This window comes from Halanaerobaculum tunisiense (assembly GCF_054657635.1).
Genome location: NZ_BAAHYI010000003.1, coordinates 267,816 through 286,612, shown reverse-complemented (window position 1 = coordinate 286,612; position 18,797 = coordinate 267,816). Strand labels below are relative to the sequence as shown.

Here is an 18,797-nt window from a genome sequence, read left to right as displayed (position 1 = left end):
TTTGTCGTTGGGAAGTATATAGATTATCTAATTAGAAAAAATAGTAAGTAAGAGAAGGTGGATAAAATAATGCAAATTAAAGGAATAGCTGATTTTATTGTGGAACGTATGGTGGAGAGAAGTAACTACTTAAGTCAAGGTAGAGCAGTTGGTGCTTTAGGATTTGTTAATTCAGCTGGTTATATAGATGCAGTTAGTGAGTTAGTTGATGGTGGTATTTCTGGGTTGCCGCAACGCTTAATGTTGGATAAAGTAGTTAGTATGGCTGGTAATTCTCTCTTAGAAGGTTTAAATCAATTACCTGATAATGTAGTATTGTTATTGACTAATCCAGGTAAGACAGGGATTATTACAAATGTTGGGGGGATTAATATTTTTGGTTGTCCAATAGTAAAAATCGGAATTAAGAGAGGTCAACCAGCTGGCATTGGAATGATCCAGCCTAAAGAAGATTATTTTAAGTTAGCTACGCAGTCTGAAGAAATTAAAATCAAACGATTAACTGCCGATACAATGGAGCAAGAAAGAGATATACTCCAGGAAATTGCTCAGCAGCGTTTGCAATACTTAGAAATTTGTGATGAATTAGAGCAAGTTGCTAAATCAGAAAGAGAGATTGATTTAGAGCTTCCTAAGCAAGAAGAATGGGAGCTACCACATATTGAAGTTAATTCTGTAGCTAAGGATTTTGCTGAGCAGTTAATAACTAAATCCTTGGCTGTAGAGCAAGGTCGAGAAGTAGCTGCTTTAGGTAAGGTTAAAGATGGACATATTGTCCAAAGTGGTGAATTAGTTGTAGGTGGTATGGGCTATGTCCCTTCCCGGATGTTAGCTACAAGTTATACTGATATAACTGGGATTTCGCTACGAGAGGCTTATCAGCAGCAGATTCCTAATGATGTAGTAATTGTTCATACCCATCCTGGCGCAACTGGTGTCATGCATATGGGAGATGCTATGGCTGGCCCAGGTACTTGGGGCCGACCTATAGTTGCTATTGGTCATGATAAAGAAGGATCTATTAAAGGGGCTACGACTTTGGAATTAGTTCCTCAAATAGCTGATTTAGCCCAGGAATACGAGAAAATAGGCCAACAATTTTATGATACAGAGACTCCAGAAGAAGAAGCTCAAATCAGAAAACGACGGTTTGGTATTGCTCAGGAGTACACAGATCTTTGTAAATCAATTGAGATAAAAAGCAATTGAGAATTGAAAATTGACAATGAACAATTAAAATTCAATTATTCTATAAGAAATAATTGTTTAAGTGTTATTTAATTATCAATTCTACATTATCAATTGTAAATTATAAACAAGGAGGAATAATATGCTGAAGAAGATTTTTGGGTTAGGTCAAGATGATGAAACTCAAGAAGAACCAGAAGAGTCTACTAGTCAAGTTACTGCCGAGCAAGTAGAGGAAGAAAAAGAAGAGGAACCAACAGAAGAAGCAGGGTTATTTGGTAGATTAAAGAAAGGTTTAAGTAAGACTAGACAAGGGTTTGTTTCCCAGCTACAAGGGTTATTTAAAGGTTATGCTAGTATTAATGATGAATTATTTGAAGAGTTAGAAGAAATTTTGATCCAAGCTGATGTAGGAGTCCATACTACAATGAAACTAGTCGAAAATCTAAAAGAGAAAGCAGAGGAAGAAAAGATTAAAGAACCTTCTAAACTAATGAAGTTACTAAAGAATGAATTAGAGGAATTATTAGGAGGAGAAGTAGCAGAGGAAGATCAGGATAAGCCTACAGTTTTAATAGTTGTGGGGGTTAATGGAGTAGGTAAGACAACTACCATTGGTAAGATTGCTCAAAGAGCTAAAGAGGCAGATAAGAAAGTATTATTAGCAGCTGGAGATACTTTCCGAGCAGCAGCAATTGAACAACTACAATCGTGGGCAACTCAGGTAGGAGCTGATCTTATTTCTCACCAAGAGGGGGCTGATTCAGCGGCTGTAGCTTATGATGCAGTAGAAGCTGCTAAATCAAGAGAAGCAGATATGTTAATTGTGGATACAGCAGGTCGGTTACATACCCAAGATAACTTAATGGATGAATTAAGAAAAGTTAAAAAGGTAATCACTAAACAAGCTGGAACAGAAATGGAGGTAGAAGTGTTATTAGTTTTAGATGCTACTACAGGCCAGAATGCAGTTTCCCAGGCGAAAAAGTTTGATCGAGCTGTAGATGTAGATGGGATTGCTTTGACTAAATTAGATGGAACTGCTAAAGGCGGAGTGGTTATTTCTGTTAAAGAAGAATTAGAGATCCCTATTAAGTTGATTGGAGTAGGAGAAGATGTAGCCGATTTACAGGACTTTGAACCTGATTCCTTTATTGCAGCTTTATTTGATGAACAAGAGTTAACGGCTTGACAAAGTTAGTTAGGTGTGTTATATTATACTTCGGTGTTAAGTTATAACACTTAACGCCTACTTGAGATGATTGTAGGTGATTATGTGTTAGATTTAGAGAAAGTAGTAGAAGTAGGTCGGTTGTTTAGTTTATATAATTCATTGTTGACAGATAAACAACAAGAGTTAGTAGAGTTGTATTATTATCATGACTTATCACTAGGTGAGATTGCTAATCAACAAGAGATTAGTCGCCAAGCAGTTTATGATAATTTAAAGCGAGCTGAAAGATCGTTACAAAAGTACGATGAAAAGTTGCAATTAACTACTTATTATGATGCTATTCAGACTGAAATAGATAAATTAGACCAAATAATAGATCAGATTCGCCCCAAATTGGATCAAGAGGAGATTGAACAACTAGAAGGAATAATGCTTCGATTAGAGACTTATCAAGAGGGGGAATTAGAGTGATTTTTGAAGGATTATCAGACAAATTACAGACAGCCTTTGATAAGTTAAAAGGCAAAGGTAAATTAAATGAAGATGATGTCAAGACTGCTCTTAAAGAAGTAAAAATGGCTTTACTAGAAGCTGATGTAAATTATAAAGTGGTTAAGGATCTTATCAGTCGCATAGAAGAAAGAGCTGTTGGACAAGAGGTTTTAGATAGTTTAACTCCAGCTCAACAGGTGATTAAGATAGTTGATGATGAATTGACAGACTTATTAGGAGGCAGTCAGAGTAAGGTTTCTGTTGCCTCTAATCCACCGACAGTAATTATGACAGCTGGATTACAAGGTGCTGGTAAGACAACTACTGTAGGTAAGTTAGCTAAAAAATTTAAAGATGAAGGTAAAAATCCTTTATTAGTGGCTGGAGATGTTTATAGACCGGCAGCTATTAAACAGTTACAAGTATTAGGTGATAGATTAGATCAACCAGTATTTAGTATGGGAGATAAGCAGGATCCAGTTGATATTGCTAAGGCAGCTATTAGCAATGCTGAATCCAATGGTCATGATGTAGTAATTATAGATACAGCTGGTCGGTTGCATATCGACCAGGAATTAATGACTGAGTTACAGGATATTAAACAGGAAGTAGTGCCTCATGAAATCTTATTAGTAGTTGATGCTATGACAGGTCAGGATGCTGTTAATGTAGCTGATGAATTTGATGATACTTTAGGTGTCGATGGGGTTATATTAACTAAGCTAGATGGTGATGCACGTGGTGGTGCTGCTTTATCTATTAGCTCAGTAACTGGTAAACCGATTAAATATGTTGGTGTAGGTGAAAAATTAGATGATTTAGAACCTTTCCATCCTGATCGAATGTCTTCTCGAATCTTAGGTATGGGAGATGTTTTAAGTTTAATTGAAAAAGCTGAAGAAGAGATGGATGAACAGAAAGCCCAGGAGCTAGAGGAAAAATTACGTAATAAAGAATTCACTCTAGAAGATTTCTTAGACCAGCTAGAACAGGTCCGGAATATGGGGCCTATTGATGAGCTATTAGGTATGATTCCTGGGGCTGGCCAGAAACTAAAGGATCTTGATATGGATGAAAAACAGTTGGATTACATTGAAGCTATCATTAATTCTATGACTCTAGAAGAGCGGCGTAATCCAGAGCTAATTAATGGTAGTCGCCGGCGTAGAATTGCGGAAGGAAGCGGAACTACTGTTCAGGAGGTTAATCGCTTGCTAAAACAATTCCGCCAGACGAAGAATATGATGGACCAACTTGGTGATGCTCAAAAAGGAATGGGAGGTAATCTTAAAGGTAACCTTCCTTTCTTTTAGATAAAGTAAGTTATGATTTATGATCAAAATAAGGAGGTGACAAGTATGGCAGTTAAGATTAGATTAAAGAGAATTGGATCAAATAGAAATGCAGCTTATAGATTAGTAGTTACTGATTCTCGTAATCCTCGTGATGGAGGATTTATTGAAGAGCTAGGCTCTTATAATCCTACTACTGAGCCTGAAACTGTAAAAATTAAAGAAGATAAGGCTCTAGAATGGTTACAAAATGGTGCTAAACCTTCTGATACTATTCGTAATCTATTCAGTAAGGAAGGGATTATGCAGAAGTTTGATGAACTGAAGTAACAGCCTGGAGGTGCTCTGTTTGCAAGAGCTATTAGAAATGATTGCTAAAAATATCGTTGATAACCCTGCTGAAGTGGAAGTGACTAAAGTAGAAGGTTCTAAATCTTTGATTTTAGAACTGGAAGTTGCTGATGAAGATATGGGCCAAGTAATTGGCAAGAACGGAAAGATTGCTAAATCAATCCGGACTGTGGTTAAAGCTGCAGCAACTAAAGGGAACAAAAGGGTTATCGTAGAGATTATACAGGCAGAGGATAAGGAAGACTAGAGTTAGCAGCTCTAGTCTTTTGTTAATTACATAGGTTAGTAGAGGTGATTTAAATGACAAAAGAATTAATTACTATTGGAGAAATAACTAGACACCAAGGAAATAAAGGAGAAGTTAGAGTTAAAGCTCTAACTGATTTTACTAACCGGTTTGAAGAATTAGAGGAAGTTTTTTTAATCAAGGGTAGAAATAAATTTAAGGCTGAAATAGAGGAAATTAGACATCATAAGGGGTTTGTGATTGTTAAATTTGTTGATTGTGATGATATTGGTACTGCAATTGAGTATAAAGGATATCAGATTAAGATTCCTCTCGAGCAGACTAAAGAATTAGGAACAGATGAATATTATCTCTATCAGATCCAAGGACTAGAGGTTTATACTACTGCTGGTGAATACTTAGGAGAGATTACTGATATCTTAGAGACAGGAGCTAATGATGTTTATGTTGTTAAGCAAGGAGCAGAGGAATTATTAATACCTGCTATAAAAGAAGTAGTCCACGAGGTTAATCTAGAGGATAATAGGATGCAAGTTGAATTACTAACTGGTTTAAGGTAGGGGATAGTATGCAGTTTGATATATTAACTTTATTTCCTGAGATGTTTAGTAGTGTTCTAAATACTAGTATTTTACAGAGAGCTCAGGAAGAAGACTTGATTGATTTTAATCTACAAGATATTAGAGATTACTGTTGGGATAAACATAACCAGGCAGATGATTATCCCTATGGTGGAGGAGCAGGAATGGTTTTAAAACCGGAACCTATCTTTAGAGCAATTGATGATTTAGAATTAGATTCTGAGACACCTGTTATTTTCTTGACTCCCCAAGGGGATAGGTTTAATCAATCACTAGCTAAGGATTTAGCTAGTAGAGATCGATTAGTCTTATTATGTGGTCATTATGAGGGTATTGACCACCGAATAAGAGATGAGTTAGTAACCCAGGAGATATCTATTGGCGATTATGTTTTAACTGGAGGAGAATTGCCAGCTATGGTAGTAGCAGATGCTATCTCACGATTAGTACCTGGGGTGGTAGGTAGCTCAGAATCAGTAGTCCAAGATTCTTTCTACCAAGGTTTACTGGATTATCCCCAGTATACCAGACCACAAGAATATAAGGGCCAAGGGGTGCCAGAAGTCTTATTAAGTGGAGATCATGCCCGCATAGATCGTTGGCGAAAGAAAAAATCTCTACAACAGACTCTAGTTCAACGGCCTGATTTATTAGAACAACGAGAGTTATCTGCTAAAGAGCAAGAATTATTAGCTGAAATTAAAGAAGAGACCGGGAAGGAAGGATAAGATGAGTCAACCTGATTTATATTTAGCTTTATTACATTATCCAGTCTATAATAAGAATCAAGAAGTAATAACTACTACTGTTACTAACCTTGATTTACATGATATAGCTCGAGCTAGTAGAACCTATAATTTAAACCAGTATTATATAGTAAATCCCCTGGCTTCCCAACAAGAGATGGTAGAACGGATGAATCAGTATTGGTCTAGTGACTTTGGCGGAGACTATAATCCGGACCGCCAAGAAGCATTTAGTCTGCTTCAGATTGCAGATGAATTACCAGATGTAGTTGCTGATATTAAGGAGCAAGAAGGGCAGAAGCCAGTAATAATCAGTACAGATGCGCGCACTTATCCTAATACCATCACCTTTAAGGACTTAAGATCTAAGATGGAGATGGATAACCAACCTTATCTTTTATTATTAGGTACTGGCTGGGGCTTAACAGAAGAAGTGATGACAGAGGCCGATTATATTTTAGAGCCAATTGCAGGAGCAGGAGATTACAATCATCTCTCAGTGAGAAGTGCTGCAGCAATTATGTTAGATAGGTTATTAGGATCAGCGTGGTGGGAAGGATAATTGATATAAAGCAATTGCTTTATATCAATAGTTGACAGTGTATAGTGTACAGTTTATAGTTAAAATCAAAACTAGATTTACAGAGGTTCAATTTTAGGAGTTTAATTGTAAGCTATTAATTAGTTTATTCCCTTGCCAAAGTGAGAGTGCTATGTTATAATTATTTTCGTGTAAATAACGGACGGTCCTCTGTTCAGTAAAAAATCACTGGATAAGAACGTTTCGCAAAAGGAGGAAATAAAAATGAATTTAGTTGATGTTGTTGAACAAGAAGAAATGAAGGATCAGACTGCAGATTTCAACCCTGGAGATACTGTTAAAGTCCACTATAAGGTACAAGAAGGTGGCAAAGAAAGAATTCAGATTTTTGAAGGTGTTGTAATTAAGCGTCAAGGTGGAGGAGTTAGAGAAACATTTACTGTTCGTAAAATATCCTTTGGGGTTGGTGTAGAGCGTATCTTCCCTTTACATTCTCCTAAAGTTGATAAGATTGAAGTTGTTAAACACGGAGATGTTAATAGAGCTAAGCTATATTACCTAAGAGATCTAAGTGGTAAGGCGGCTCGAGTTAAAGAAAAGAGAAAAGAACAATAGAAGTTACTTAATTTAGGGACTGGTCTTTAAGGCCTGTCCCTTTTTATATAATGTATAAAATTAAGCTGAACGTTTATTAATAGTAATACATTAATTAGAAGTTGTTACCTTAGGAGGTTTAGGAATGATCAAAGAGTATCTAGAATCTATAGTCTGGGCAATAATAATTTCTACCTTCTTAATAGTTTTTGTAGTGCAGGCTTTTTATATTCCTTCGGGGTCTATGAAACCTACTTTGCAACCAGGAGATAGGATTTTTGCTAATAAATTAATTTATAGATTTCGTGATCCTCAGCGACAAGAGATAATCGTTTTTAAGTATCCCGTCAATCCCCAGCGGAAGTTTATTAAACGAGTAATTGGTCTTCCCGGAGATAAAATCAAGATTGTTGGTGGTCAAGTATATGTTAATGGCGAGCAATTAACTGAAGAATATACTTTAGAGAAAAGTTATGCTGATTACCAAGAGGTTAAAGTACCAGCTAATAATTACTTTGTTTTAGGAGATAATCGTAATAATAGTGAAGACAGTAGATTTTGGGGGTTTGTACCTCGTGAAAATATTGTGGGCAAAGCTAGTCTGTTATTTTGGCCCTTAACTAGAATTAAGTTGCTAGGAGGAGTTAATGATGTCTATCCAGTGGTATCCAGGACATATGGCAAAAGCCAAGGAGCAAGTTAAAGATAAGTTAGAGTTAATTGATATAGTAATTGAATTATTAGATGCTAGGATTCCTATTAGTAGTCGTAATCCGCAATTAGATCAAATATTAGAGAATCAAAAGAGAATTGTAGCTTTGAATAAAAAGGATTTAGCTGACCCTAATCTGACGCAGGAATGGTTGAATTATTTTTCTCAGCAGGAAATTCCAGTAGTGGCGATTAATTCTTTAAGTGGTAAGGGAGTTAAAAAAATCTATACTACAGCTGAGGAATTGATGGCCCAGGAAAAAGAAAGTTTAGCAGTTCAAGGACGGCAAACGAGAACTATTCGGATGATGATTGTAGGAGTTCCTAATGTAGGAAAGTCGCAATTGATTAATCAATTGAGTAATCAAAGTGGAGCTAGAACAGGTAATCAACCAGGAGTTACTAGAGCTCAACAATGGATTAAGTTACAGAAAGGATTTGAATTATTGGATACTCCCGGTATTCTGTGGCCTAAATTTGACGAAGAAGTAGGGGTTAAGTTAGGTATTTGCGGGGCAATTCAAGCTGGTAAGTTTGATAGTGAACTATTGGCTTATAAGTTAGTCCAAATTCTGCAGGAGTTGGCCCCGAAAAAGTTACGAAGCCGGTTTGACCTAGCAGATTTAACTTCAGATACTTATCAATTAGTGGCTGATATTGGTCGGAAAAGAGGTTGTTTACAATCAGGAGGACGGATTGATAGAGAAAGAACGTCTAATATTATTTTACGAGAGTTTAAAGCAGGAAAGTTAGGTCGAATAACTTTAGAGACGTCTGAGGAGGTAAAATGATGGAAGTTGCAGAATTAACAATTAAAGAACTAAAAAAGAAAGTTACAGACTTAGACCAGATTTCAGAGGAATTGATTGTTGCTTTAGAAAATGATAATCGGACTGGGGTGCAAAAGATTGCGCACCAGTTAAGGAGACAACAAGAAAAAGAGCGTAAGGCTAAAGAAAAATTTCAAGAAATGCGCCAGTATGAAGATGACTTAGAGGCAGATGGTTATCAATTAATTGCTGGAATTGATGAAGCTGGTCGAGGCCCGTTAGCTGGTCCAGTTGTAGCAGCAGCAGTAATTTTGCCAGCTGAAGAAGTGATTTTAGGACTTGATGATTCTAAAAAGTTAAGTGAGCAACGCCGTGAAGAATTATTTACTATTATTCAGCAGAAGGCTATAGATATAGGGGTAGGAATTGTTGATAGTGAAAGAATTGATGAAGTTAATATCCTAAATGCTACTTACGAAGCAATGGAGCAAGCAGTTAATGATTGTCAGCACAGACCAGATTATCTTTTAATTGATGCTGAAGAAATTCCTGATTCTGATATTCCTCAAACTGGACTGACTAAAGGTGATAGTCGTAGTATTTCTATTGCAGCAGCTTCAATAATTGCTAAAGTAACTAGAGATAGAATGTTAGTTGACTATGACGAAGAATATCCTCATTATAATTTTGCTAGCAATAAAGGCTATGGTACAGCTGAACATATTACAGCTTTAAGAGAACAAGGGCCAAGTCCAATTCATCGGACTTCTTTTGAGGTGGTTGGCAAATCTACTTAGGAGTTGAAACCTGTGGTTGTAGCTGGTGACGTATTAGAAGGGATAGTTTTAGAGGTCAAAGAAGAAACGGCAGTTATTAAGTTTGGTCAGCGGGCTATAGAGGCTAAAGTGTTAGTTGATTTAGAAACAGGGGAAAAGGTTCGGGTTAAAGTAAAAGGGTTTTACAATGGACAATTAGTGCTTAAAGTGCTCCAGCGTAAAGATGATTTAACCAGTGAGTCTATTGATATTAGAATCTAATTAAAACCCCTCCAGGGCAATGGAGGGGCGATCTATAAAAGATCTATATTAAAAAGTAGTCAGAAGACTACTTTCTATTATTATATGTAAGTAGAAAAAAAATAAGCATTAGAAATCCAGGATTTAATGGAAAAATTTATTATCTATTCTGGAAGTGGATTTGATAATCATCAATTTTAGTTATCTCACCACTGATAACTGCTGTAAAACTTTTTGTTTCTCCAACAGAAAGATTTCCAATATTAATATAGCCACTTCCTACTTGATGATTTGTTTCATTATAGAGAGTAATAGTAAAGGTCGCAATATGATAGTCTTGTTGGGTTTGATTTGTTATCTCGCCAACTACTTTAATTGCTCCATTGCGGTCTTGAAATTCGATATGGTCGTAGATAAAATCTTGGTCAGTATTTTCCTCGGGATCAGTTGTAGTTTCTTCATCTAAACTAGTCTTTTCTTTAGGTATCCAGCCTGTAACTACTACCTCTCCTTTGACTTTAACCCACTCTTTAGTTTCCTGAACAACTTCCATTTTTTTATCGTCCTCAAGTTTAGTTATTACTTCTCCTTGTGGTTCTATTCTTAAGTTTGTATCCTCTCTAAGTGATAAAAACTCTTGGGCGCTAATTGTAACCCCCGTCAGGACTATTAGAATAGCTAACAAACTGTATAGTTTATGTTTCATGTTCTCTCCCTCCTTAATTTTAGATAGATTGTGTCACCGAAGGTGACACAGTCGTGAACTATGTGCTATGAGCTATTAGCCAATTCAAAATCTTTAAATTCTAAATCTAAACCCTTATAATTCCTATATTCTAAAGTATTGAATTATATCTATGGTTTTGAATTGAAGAATTTGACTTCCTACGAGTTCTTTGGACTCTCCGTGAAGATCCCTACAAGTTTCAACAGAAACTTTTCGTAATGAATTTGCTCACGACTCACCCTACAGGTCTAGAGAATAGACCTTCCGTAATAAAAAACATTTACAGATAGCTGATAGCTGTGGCACGAAAGTGCCACTAAAATCTAATTATATCATATTAAGTGGAGCAAAAGAAACCATGATGTATATTTATTACTTTAATGGTTAATTTATGTTTAAGAGTTTAGGGGGAGAGAATGGATAATCGACAAAAGGGAACTCGAGGTGAGAAGTTAGCTAAGGATTTTCTCCAACAGCAGGGCTATCAGATTAAAGAACAAAATTTCTGGTCGCGCTATGGGGAGATAGACCTTATTGCCCAAGAAGATAATTATTTAGTTTTTGTAGAGGTTAAATGGACTACAGAAAATCCCGAAGTGAGGCCAGAAGAACAAATTAGTTATCAAAAGCAACGTCATTTAACTAAGGTAGCTAATTATTACTTAATGTTACATAATATAGAGTCTAATTGTCGCTTTGATGTAGTAGCTATTTCCCAGCTGGGCCAAGGAAATAAGATTAGATTAATTAAAAATGCTTTTTTAGTGAACTAATAATTGAGAAAAAATATTTGATCAGCAGAAAAATTTAAAGTAGGACTAAACTTAGAATATATATTCTAAGTTTAAAAGGTTCTGATTTTATGGTTTTAATTGTAAATTGTCAATTATCAATTCTCAATTAATAAGTTAGGGAGGGGATAAGGTGTTAGCCAAAACAGCTAGTAATGCTGTTCTAGGGATAGATGGTTACTTAGTGGAAGTAGAGATAGATTTGGCTAAAGGACTACCGGCTTTTAATATTGTGGGGCTGCCTGATACAGCAGTTCGGGAAGCAAGAGAAAGAGTTAAGGCAGCGATTAAGAACTCAGGTTTTAAATTTCCTGTCAAAAAGATTACAGTTAATTTAGCTCCAGCTGATATCAAAAAACAAGGGCCAGCTTTTGACTTACCAATTGCAGTAGGTATTTTAGCGGCTACTGATGTAGTAGCTAAAGAAAAGTTAGCTGAGTATGTTTTAATTGGGGAGTTATCTTTAGATGGTAGGATCAAAGAGACAGAAGGTATGTTACCTATGATTCTAGCAGCTAAAAAAGCTGGAAAAAAAGGAGCTTTAGTTGCCCAGGAAAATGCGGCTGAGGCAGCAGTAGTAGAAGGAATTAAGGTGGTTCCGGTTAGTAATTTACAACAAGTTGTAGAGTATTTAAATGACCAGTTACAGCTTACAGAAGCAACTGTTGCTAGTAGTAAGCACCAGACTGACTATCGAATTGACTTTAGTGATGTTAAAGGGCAAGAACATGCTAAACGAGCTTTAGAAGTAGCAGCAGCGGGAGGACATAATCTATTGATGGTTGGCCCGCCTGGTTCAGGTAAGACTATGTTAGCTAAGAGGTTACCAACTATTCTCCCTCCTTTAAGTAGAGAAGAGGCTCTTGAAGTTACTAAGATATTTAGCATTGTTGGTCAGTTATCCCAACCACTAATTACTAAACGTCCCTTTAGAAGCCCTCATCATACTACTTCTGATACAGGATTGATTGGAGGAGGCAGGATTCCTCAACCTGGTGAGGTTAGTTTGGCCCACCACGGAGTATTATTTTTAGACGAGTTGCCAGAATTCAAAAAGAGAGTCTTAGAGGTATTAAGACAGCCTTTAGAAGAAGGGGCAGTTACTATTTCTAGATCATTAGCTACTTTAAAGTATCCAGCTCAGTTTATGTTAGTAGCCTCGATGAATCCTTGTAGTTGTGGCTACTATGGTGATTCTCAACAGGAGTGCACTTGTACTTCTCATCAAGTAAGAAGATATTTTAATAAAGTATCTGGCCCCTTAATGGATCGAATAGATATTCATTTAGAGGTTCCTAGGTTAGAAGTAGATGAGTTGACTGATTATGAGCCTGGAGAAAGTTCAGCTGAGATAAAGCAAAGAGTAGTTGCTGCTAGAGAAGTTCAATTAGACCGGTTTAAGGGAGAAGAAATTACTTGTAACTCACAGATGGGTAGTTCGCTATTAGAAGAATATTGTGCAGTAAGTGATTCAGCTATGACTTTATTAAAGCAGGCGATTGAACGATTGGATTTAAGTGCTAGAGCCTATGATCGAATCTTAAAGCTAGCTAGGACAATAGCAGATTTAGATGGGACAAAAGATATAGATTCTAATCATATAGCAGAGGCGATTCAATATCGCAGCTTGGATCGGAAGTATGTAAATTAAATTTGATTAATAGTGCGTGTGTTGAAAGACTCACGTACTTTTTTAGTTAATTAAATTTTCAGCTAAAGCAATAATATGATAAACTAAAGGAAAATAATTTTTAAGGTGATAATAATGAAGATTTGGAAATTAACTAGTGATGTGTATGCTATTAAAGAATATTTAGATAAACAATTATTTAATCAATTATTAAATTTAGCTGGAGTATCTTATAATCAAAAGCAATGGAGAATAGAGTTTACCTCTGATAAGTTAAAGCAGGTTAAAGAGTATGTAGATGAAGTTAAAATTATTCAGGGGGCTGATTTACTAGATAGATTATATAGAATCAATAAATATAAATCAAGAACAGGATTAATGAAAAATTCTGTAGTTTTATATGAAGCTAATGGTTATATTTATTTCCTTTTACAAGAGGAAGGATTTAATATAAGGGAGGATTATGAAGGTACTCTTGTGGTTGCTGATCAGGAAAAGATAAAAAAGTATGCTCAAGAATGTATTTACTTTAATGATCGGGAGAAGTTAATTAGGCATCAACTACAAGAGGAATCGAGTGTTAAAGATATTATCGATGTAATAGATAATGAAGAAGGAAGTTTTTTATTTTCTGATGCAGACTCTACTCCTTTTTTATTTACTAGTGAATATTATGATTTGAATTTGACAAACGAGGATAAAGAAACTTTATTTAAAAAAGAAGTAGAGAAGAGAAAGGTAGATGCTTTTAGTCTAGAAAGGTTAGCAGAAAGAAGAAATATTTTAAGAGAAATTTGGTATCCTATACTGAAAAAGCTAGTAGAAGAGGAAATCAATTTACGACAGTTTAAACTGGAAGAATTAGTTAAGAAACAGGGAATTGCTGGCTTATTTGCTGATGATAAAATAGTTGAATTAGGAATTGAACTGGATAAATTAACTAAGAAGATCGATAAAACTTTAGCTGATTACTTAGATCAAAAGGTAGTAGAAGAGTATCAGCAAGAAAAAGAAAGAAGATTGTATGGTATAGAATAATAAATATTGATTAATTTAGTGAGCCTTCGATAATATTATCGAAGGCTCAATTGATTAGAATTAATAAATTTCTTGGGTCCAGTTATGGCCACTATTATTATCCCAATTATTAGCACAGTCCTTAAAACAAAAACTGAAGGCATCTCCGTTTTCTACTTGGAGTTGTATTCTCCAAGAGCCATCCTGTTTCGGATTCATTTCAATATCTTGTACATTATTCCACTGATTATCATTACCATTAGTTGTTCCGGCATGGAGGTAAACTTGTTCAGCTCCACTTTTAGCTAATAAGCCATTGTAGTCAACTGTTATAGTATCTCCATTATAGATAGGTGTAGGATTAATATTGACTTCTGGTCTTTGCATTTTTTTCCTCCCTTCTGATTTGGGGTTCACTATTTAATTTATGAATTAAGTTCTTGTTTTACACAGGTAGTATTTACAATTAAGAAAGGTATTGTTTGATTAATTTTTTTCCTTGATCTAAACCTGGTCCACCAAGTAACAATAAAATGTCATTTTGATTTATTTTTTGGAGTCCTAATTTAATAGCTGGCTTTAGCTGTTTTTGATTAGTAATTTTGATATTTTCTTTCTTAATGATCTTAGTAAAAGCTGCTTCTTCTGCGGATAGTACTTTGTTTTTAGCTTTTACTTTTGTTTGAGATTTAGTTGTAATGATTTCTTTTAAATTCAAGTTATTGCTCCATTCTGTTATCACTTGAGCATTAGTTTGATTAGCTTGAACTCCTCTATTTCCTTTTAAGAAGTGAACAATAATTAATCGATTATAATTTAATTGTTCAATTGTTTTGAAGTTAGCAGTTAGACTAGCTGGATTATGAGCAAAATCATCAATGATTGTAAAATCCTTGTCATATATAATTTCCATCCGTCGTTTTACTCCTGTAAATTTTTTTAGTCCTTCTTTAATAGTAGTTATATCAAATCCTAAAACTAATCCAGCAGCTACAGCAGCTAAAGTATTATAGATATTATGATAGCCTAGGATAGATAACTGAAGCTTGATAGTAGTTGGGTTGATAGTTTTACCATATAAAGTTGTAAGTGGTTGGGTGAGTGTAATTTTAAAGTCAAGTCCTTGTTTAGTTGCTATGATGTTATGGGCTGTAAGATGGGCCAACTTGTTGATGCCATAAGTGAAATGATTAGCATTTATTTCATTTATTAAATCGGGAGTAGATTGGTCATCTAGATTTAAAATAGCGATCCCGTCTTGGTTAAGATTTTTAAATAACTGAGCTTTACTATTATAATAATCTGTAAATGTCTGGTGAAATTTAAGATGATCAGCTGATAAATTAGTAAAGATTCCAAGATCAAAGTCTATTTCCTGGACGCGATTTAGTTTTAAAGCATGAGATGAGACTTCTAGAGTAGCATAATCAATGCCTTGTTGTTTCATTTGGGCCAATCTTTTATGGAGGACTAAGGCATTAGGAGTAGTACACTTGTGAGGATGAGAATAATATTTAGTCCCAATTTTGGTATCTAGAGTACCTATCATTCCAGTTGAGGAAACTACTTGGTTGGCAATAGAATCGATCATAGCAGTTGTAGTTGTCTTACCTGCTGTTCCAGTAACTCCGATTAATCTTAATTGCTGACTAGGATAGTTATAAAATTTTGCTGCTAACTTAGCTAGTGCTCGCCGACTGTCTGTGACTTGAATATAAGGAATTGTAGGGGGAACTTGGTGCCGTTTTTCTCCTATAATAGCTACAGCACCTTGATTGATAGCTTCCCTGATATACTGGTGGCCATCAGTCTTAAATCCTGTAATAGCTAAAAATAAGGCTTGCTGCTTTACTTTTTGGGAGTGATTAGTAATTTGTTCTATATTATAGTTGCGGTAATTACTTATATATGTAATTGATAAATCTTTAATTAACTCAGCTAACTGAATATTAGTTTGGTGTAACTTATAATTAGCAGGCATGATTATCCCTCCTATATGTAAAGTATATTTATTTTTTTTAACTATAATTAAAATACATATTTACTTTTTTTCCAACTAATACTAAATACATATCACTGTTAAATGAAGGAGAGAAAATGAATAAACAAGTAACTACGCAACTATTACTGGTTAGTTGTTTACTAGTTATTGTGTTAGTAGGTTATTCAGTAGAACAAGGTTATTGGTTTAGTGAGCCTACTAAAGAAGAGTTAAAAATAAATAAGGGAGTAACTATTGCCGGGAAACAAGTTGGTGATTTAAGTCAACAACAGATTAGTGAACTGTTAACTAAATTAGCTCCGAGGAAAGATAGGTCACCACAACCTGCTTTTATTTATTCTAATGAAATTATTCCCGCTCAATCCGGAAGGGAATTAAATATTATAGCTACTATACAACAGTTGGTGACAGCTAATGCTCAACAAGAGGTCGAGCTAGTTTATACTTCTATTAAACCAACTATTACTAAGGATATCTTAGAGGAAAAAAAGACTTTTAGGCTTTATGTGGAAGAAAAAGCACAACTGGTTAAAGGTCAGTTGATTGGCCATTATACTACTGCTTTAGCTGCTGATAAACCTAATCGCAGAAAAAATATTGAATTATCTTTAGAGAAGATTAATCATTTTTATCTACCGCCAGGTGAGGTATTTTCTTTTAATCAACTTATCGGGGCACCTACTGTGGACAAAGGCTACCAACCAGCGCCGATTATTAGTCAGGGGGAATATGTTTCTAAGCCAGGCGGAGGTATTTGTCAGACTTCTTCTACTCTCTATCAGGCAGTGGCGAAGGCAGGCTTAAAGATAGTAGAGCGCCATCACCACAGCAAGCAAGTTAATTATGTACCTGCTGGTCAGGATGCTACTGTAGTGCCGGGGAGAAAAGATTTTAAATTTAGTAATAATCAACAGCAACCGATTATTATTAGGACAGAGTTGATTGATGATTATGTTGTGATATATGTGATTGAAGTGGTTAGTAAGTATAATAGTTTATAGTGGCACTTACGTGCCCTTAGTTGTGAGTCATGAGTCGTGTGCTATGAGCTAAATCAAAATCTTAAAACTCAAAGACTAAATTTTTATCCCCCTATATTCCAAGATGTTTGAACTGTATTTATGATTTTGAATTCCTATGAGTCCTTTGGACTCTCCGTGAAGATCGCTACAAGTTTCAACAAAAACTTTTCGTAGTGAATTGGCTCACGACTCATAGCTCATAGCACACAGCTGATATAAAAGAAAGGAGATTGATTATGCAGGATCAGTTATACTGGATTTGGTTAACTAAAGTGCCTGGTTTAGGACCTATTAAAATCAAGAGGTTACTGAATTATTTCGGGGATGCTAAAGGAATTTGGCAGGCTGATAAAGAAGGGTTATATAATATCTCGGGAATTGGCCCGCAGGTTAGTTCTAAGATTATGACTGCTAAGGAACAATTTAATAGTCAACAAGAGCTTCAGCAATTAGAAAAATTCCAGGTTAAGGTTGTAACGCTTAATGATACATGTTATCCTAAATTACTAAAGGAGATTTATGATCCCCCTCCTGTATTGTATTATAAAGGAGATATATCTAGTTTATTAAAGCCTTGTATTGCTATTGTGGGTTCTCGGGATTGTACAAGTTATGGGCGACAAGTAGCAAACAGATTAGGACATCGTTTAGCCCAGATGGGGATTACTATTGTTAGTGGATTAGCTTATGGAATAGATACTGCCGGACATAAGGGAGCTTTACAAACAGGTACTACTGCAGCGGTTTTAGGTTCTGGTTTGGATACTATTTATCCAGCTGAGAATAAAGAACTAGCTCAGCGGATAATCACTCAAGGAAGTTTGGTGTCTTCTTTTCCTTTAGGTGTAGCACCTGAAGCACATAATTTTCCTGTTCGTAATCGAATTATCAGTGGCTTAGCAATAGGTACTATTGTAGTTGAAGCAGCCCAAAAAAGTGGTTCCTTAATCACTGCTAACCTTGCTTTAGAGCAAGGTAGAGAGGTGTTTGCTATTCCGGGAGATATAACTAGAGACCAGAGTGTAGGTACTAATGATTTAATTAAAACAGGTGCTAAACTAGTCCAGGATATTGATGATATTATAGAAGAGTTAACTTTAGATACTACTAGTTCTTCTTTGGAGGATTACACTGAACAGCCAAAATTTGTTAATGGTGATTCAGCTACTACTTGTGACTTACCTACTTCTTTATCAGCTAGAGAAAAAAAGGTTTGTCAGGAGTTATCTCTTACCCCGCAGCAATTTGAAGCTATTGTAGCTAACTTGGATCTTAGTTCTGCTGAATTAAATTCAACTTTACTGGAGTTAGAGGTTAAGGATGTGGTCCAACAGTTGCCTGGGAGAAATTTTAAGTTAGCAACTGATAAAGTATAATTTTATAGAAAGGGGCTTTGTAATGAATCCTAGGGTGTTTAAAATAATTAGTCAACTAGTAAAGAAGTTGTTGAAAGGCAACCATGAGGTGCCAGATGAAGCGAGTTTGATTAATTCTTTACAAGAAGAAGGATATAAGTTAGATGATATAAACCAGGCTTTTGAATTTATTTTTTCTTCTTCGGATATAATAGATGTAGATCAAGTAAGCAGTAAAAATGAATCTATTACTTCTAGTGAAATTAATAAACGACGGATTCTTGATATCAGGGAGAAGTTCAAATTTAATCTCCATGTGCAAGGGATTATTATTAAACTTGATACTCTAGAAGTAATAACTAGTGAAGAATTAGAAATAGTGTTAGCTAGCTCTATTGCTCATCGTAAGCCTGAACTTGATGCTATGGATTTCTGGGAAATTATAGAAGATGTAGTTGATGATCAGTATAAATTAGCAGTTATAGCAGAAGAAATTCCCGAGTTTAAGGTTATAAATACTCAGACAGATGAATACGCTCATTAAATAGAA

At 35.4% G+C, this 18,797-nt stretch carries 23 protein-coding genes; 20 read left to right on the top strand and 3 right to left on the bottom strand.

The window, feature by feature from the left end:
• The first annotated feature begins 69 nt into the window (after positions 1-69).
• The 14 genes from ACYQ3D_RS04475 to ACYQ3D_RS04410 all read left to right on the top strand — a co-directional run bounded on the left by ACYQ3D_RS04475 (position 70) and on the right by ACYQ3D_RS04410 (position 9,724).
• The gene (locus tag ACYQ3D_RS04475; protein ID WP_459836663.1) at positions 70-1,209 is read left to right on the top strand and encodes a peptidase S7; all 1,140 of its coding nucleotides are present in this window, start codon (positions 70-72) and stop codon (positions 1,207-1,209) included.
• Between the two features lie 121 nt (positions 1,210-1,330).
• Positions 1,331-2,380: a signal recognition particle-docking protein FtsY gene (gene ftsY, locus ACYQ3D_RS04470; protein WP_459836661.1), complete on the top strand. Its 1,050-nt coding sequence runs from the start codon at positions 1,331-1,333 to the stop codon at positions 2,378-2,380.
• Positions 2,381-2,464: 84 nt separating this feature from the next.
• Positions 2,465-2,833 carry a YlxM family DNA-binding protein gene (gene ylxM / locus ACYQ3D_RS04465; RefSeq protein WP_459836658.1) on the top strand — a complete coding sequence of 123 codons (369 nt, stop codon included), beginning with the start codon at positions 2,465-2,467 and terminating at the stop codon, positions 2,831-2,833.
• A complete protein-coding gene (gene ffh, locus ACYQ3D_RS04460; protein ID WP_459836656.1) occupies positions 2,830-4,167 on the top strand; it encodes a signal recognition particle protein in 1,338 nt (445 codons plus the stop codon). The genes ylxM and ffh overlap by 4 nt, the downstream gene beginning before the upstream one ends.
• Positions 4,168-4,212: 45 nt before the next feature.
• A complete protein-coding gene (gene rpsP / locus ACYQ3D_RS04455; RefSeq protein WP_459836653.1) occupies positions 4,213-4,476 on the top strand; it encodes a 30S ribosomal protein S16 in 264 nt (87 codons plus the stop codon).
• 19 nt (positions 4,477-4,495) lie between these two features.
• Positions 4,496-4,744 (top strand): KH domain-containing protein, encoded by a 249-nt coding sequence (locus tag ACYQ3D_RS04450; protein ID WP_459836650.1) that lies wholly within the window; start codon positions 4,496-4,498, stop codon positions 4,742-4,744.
• A gap of 53 nt (positions 4,745-4,797) precedes the next feature.
• Complete coding sequence (gene rimM, locus ACYQ3D_RS04445; RefSeq protein ID WP_459836647.1) at positions 4,798-5,304, top strand: ribosome maturation factor RimM; 507 nt, start codon at positions 4,798-4,800, stop codon at positions 5,302-5,304.
• Between the two features lie 8 nt (positions 5,305-5,312).
• Complete coding sequence (gene trmD, locus ACYQ3D_RS04440; protein WP_459836644.1) at positions 5,313-6,053, top strand: tRNA (guanosine(37)-N1)-methyltransferase TrmD; 741 nt, start codon at positions 5,313-5,315, stop codon at positions 6,051-6,053.
• Position 6,054: 1 nt separating this feature from the next.
• Positions 6,055-6,633 (top strand): RNA methyltransferase, encoded by a 579-nt coding sequence (locus tag ACYQ3D_RS04435; protein WP_459836641.1) that lies wholly within the window; start codon positions 6,055-6,057, stop codon positions 6,631-6,633.
• Positions 6,634-6,876: 243 nt separating this feature from the next.
• Positions 6,877-7,227 carry a 50S ribosomal protein L19 gene (gene rplS, locus ACYQ3D_RS04430; RefSeq protein WP_459836639.1) on the top strand — a complete coding sequence of 117 codons (351 nt, stop codon included), beginning with the start codon at positions 6,877-6,879 and terminating at the stop codon, positions 7,225-7,227.
• A gap of 124 nt (positions 7,228-7,351) precedes the next feature.
• Positions 7,352-7,909 (top strand): signal peptidase I, encoded by a 558-nt coding sequence (gene lepB / locus ACYQ3D_RS04425; RefSeq protein ID WP_459836637.1) that lies wholly within the window; start codon positions 7,352-7,354, stop codon positions 7,907-7,909.
• Complete coding sequence (ylqF, locus tag ACYQ3D_RS04420; RefSeq protein WP_459836635.1) at positions 7,857-8,708, top strand: ribosome biogenesis GTPase YlqF; 852 nt, start codon at positions 7,857-7,859, stop codon at positions 8,706-8,708. Before lepB ends, ylqF begins: the two co-directional genes overlap by 53 nt.
• The gene (locus tag ACYQ3D_RS04415; protein ID WP_459836633.1) at positions 8,708-9,484 is read left to right on the top strand and encodes a ribonuclease HII; all 777 of its coding nucleotides are present in this window, start codon (positions 8,708-8,710) and stop codon (positions 9,482-9,484) included. The genes ylqF and ACYQ3D_RS04415 overlap by 1 nt, the downstream gene beginning before the upstream one ends.
• A gap of 12 nt (positions 9,485-9,496) precedes the next feature.
• The gene (locus ACYQ3D_RS04410; protein WP_459836631.1) at positions 9,497-9,724 is read left to right on the top strand and encodes a hypothetical protein; all 228 of its coding nucleotides are present in this window, start codon (positions 9,497-9,499) and stop codon (positions 9,722-9,724) included.
• A 139-nt stretch (positions 9,725-9,863) separates the two neighbouring features.
• On the opposite strand, the gene ACYQ3D_RS04405 is transcribed toward ACYQ3D_RS04410, so the two are convergent.
• Positions 9,864-10,409, bottom strand: a complete 546-nt coding sequence (locus ACYQ3D_RS04405; RefSeq protein WP_459836629.1) for an FxLYD domain-containing protein — start codon at positions 10,407-10,409, stop codon at positions 9,864-9,866.
• A gap of 437 nt (positions 10,410-10,846) precedes the next feature.
• Between ACYQ3D_RS04405 and ACYQ3D_RS04400 the strand changes: the two genes are divergently transcribed.
• The 3 genes from ACYQ3D_RS04400 (at position 10,847) to ACYQ3D_RS04390 (ending at position 13,889) form a co-directional block, all read left to right on the top strand.
• The gene (locus ACYQ3D_RS04400) at positions 10,847-11,203 is read left to right on the top strand and encodes a YraN family protein (RefSeq protein ID WP_459836627.1); all 357 of its coding nucleotides are present in this window, start codon (positions 10,847-10,849) and stop codon (positions 11,201-11,203) included.
• Positions 11,204-11,354: 151 nt separating this feature from the next.
• Positions 11,355-12,872 carry a YifB family Mg chelatase-like AAA ATPase gene (locus tag ACYQ3D_RS04395; RefSeq protein ID WP_459836626.1) on the top strand — a complete coding sequence of 506 codons (1,518 nt, stop codon included), beginning with the start codon at positions 11,355-11,357 and terminating at the stop codon, positions 12,870-12,872.
• A 114-nt stretch (positions 12,873-12,986) separates the two neighbouring features.
• Positions 12,987-13,889, top strand: coding sequence for a hypothetical protein (locus ACYQ3D_RS04390; RefSeq protein WP_459836625.1), 903 nt, complete (start codon positions 12,987-12,989; stop codon positions 13,887-13,889).
• A gap of 60 nt (positions 13,890-13,949) precedes the next feature.
• On the opposite strand, the gene ACYQ3D_RS04385 is transcribed toward ACYQ3D_RS04390, so the two are convergent.
• Positions 13,950-14,255: a carbohydrate-binding protein gene (locus ACYQ3D_RS04385; protein ID WP_459836624.1), complete on the bottom strand. Its 306-nt coding sequence runs from the start codon at positions 14,253-14,255 to the stop codon at positions 13,950-13,952.
• 79 nt (positions 14,256-14,334) lie between these two features.
• Positions 14,335-15,849 carry a UDP-N-acetylmuramoyl-L-alanyl-D-glutamate--2,6-diaminopimelate ligase gene (locus ACYQ3D_RS04380; protein WP_459836622.1) on the bottom strand — a complete coding sequence of 505 codons (1,515 nt, stop codon included), beginning with the start codon at positions 15,847-15,849 and terminating at the stop codon, positions 14,335-14,337.
• Positions 15,850-15,965: 116 nt separating this feature from the next.
• On the opposite strand from ACYQ3D_RS04380, the gene ACYQ3D_RS04375 reads away from it, so the two are divergent.
• From ACYQ3D_RS04375 to ACYQ3D_RS04365, 3 genes are all read left to right on the top strand, one after another.
• Complete coding sequence (locus tag ACYQ3D_RS04375) at positions 15,966-16,871, top strand: VanW family protein (RefSeq protein WP_459836621.1); 906 nt, start codon at positions 15,966-15,968, stop codon at positions 16,869-16,871.
• 257 nt (positions 16,872-17,128) lie between these two features.
• Positions 17,129-18,268 (top strand): DNA-processing protein DprA, encoded by a 1,140-nt coding sequence (gene dprA / locus ACYQ3D_RS04370; RefSeq protein ID WP_459836619.1) that lies wholly within the window; start codon positions 17,129-17,131, stop codon positions 18,266-18,268.
• A gap of 22 nt (positions 18,269-18,290) precedes the next feature.
• Positions 18,291-18,791: a DUF494 family protein gene (locus ACYQ3D_RS04365; RefSeq protein WP_459836618.1), complete on the top strand. Its 501-nt coding sequence runs from the start codon at positions 18,291-18,293 to the stop codon at positions 18,789-18,791.
• The last annotated feature ends 6 nt before the right edge of the window (positions 18,792-18,797 follow it).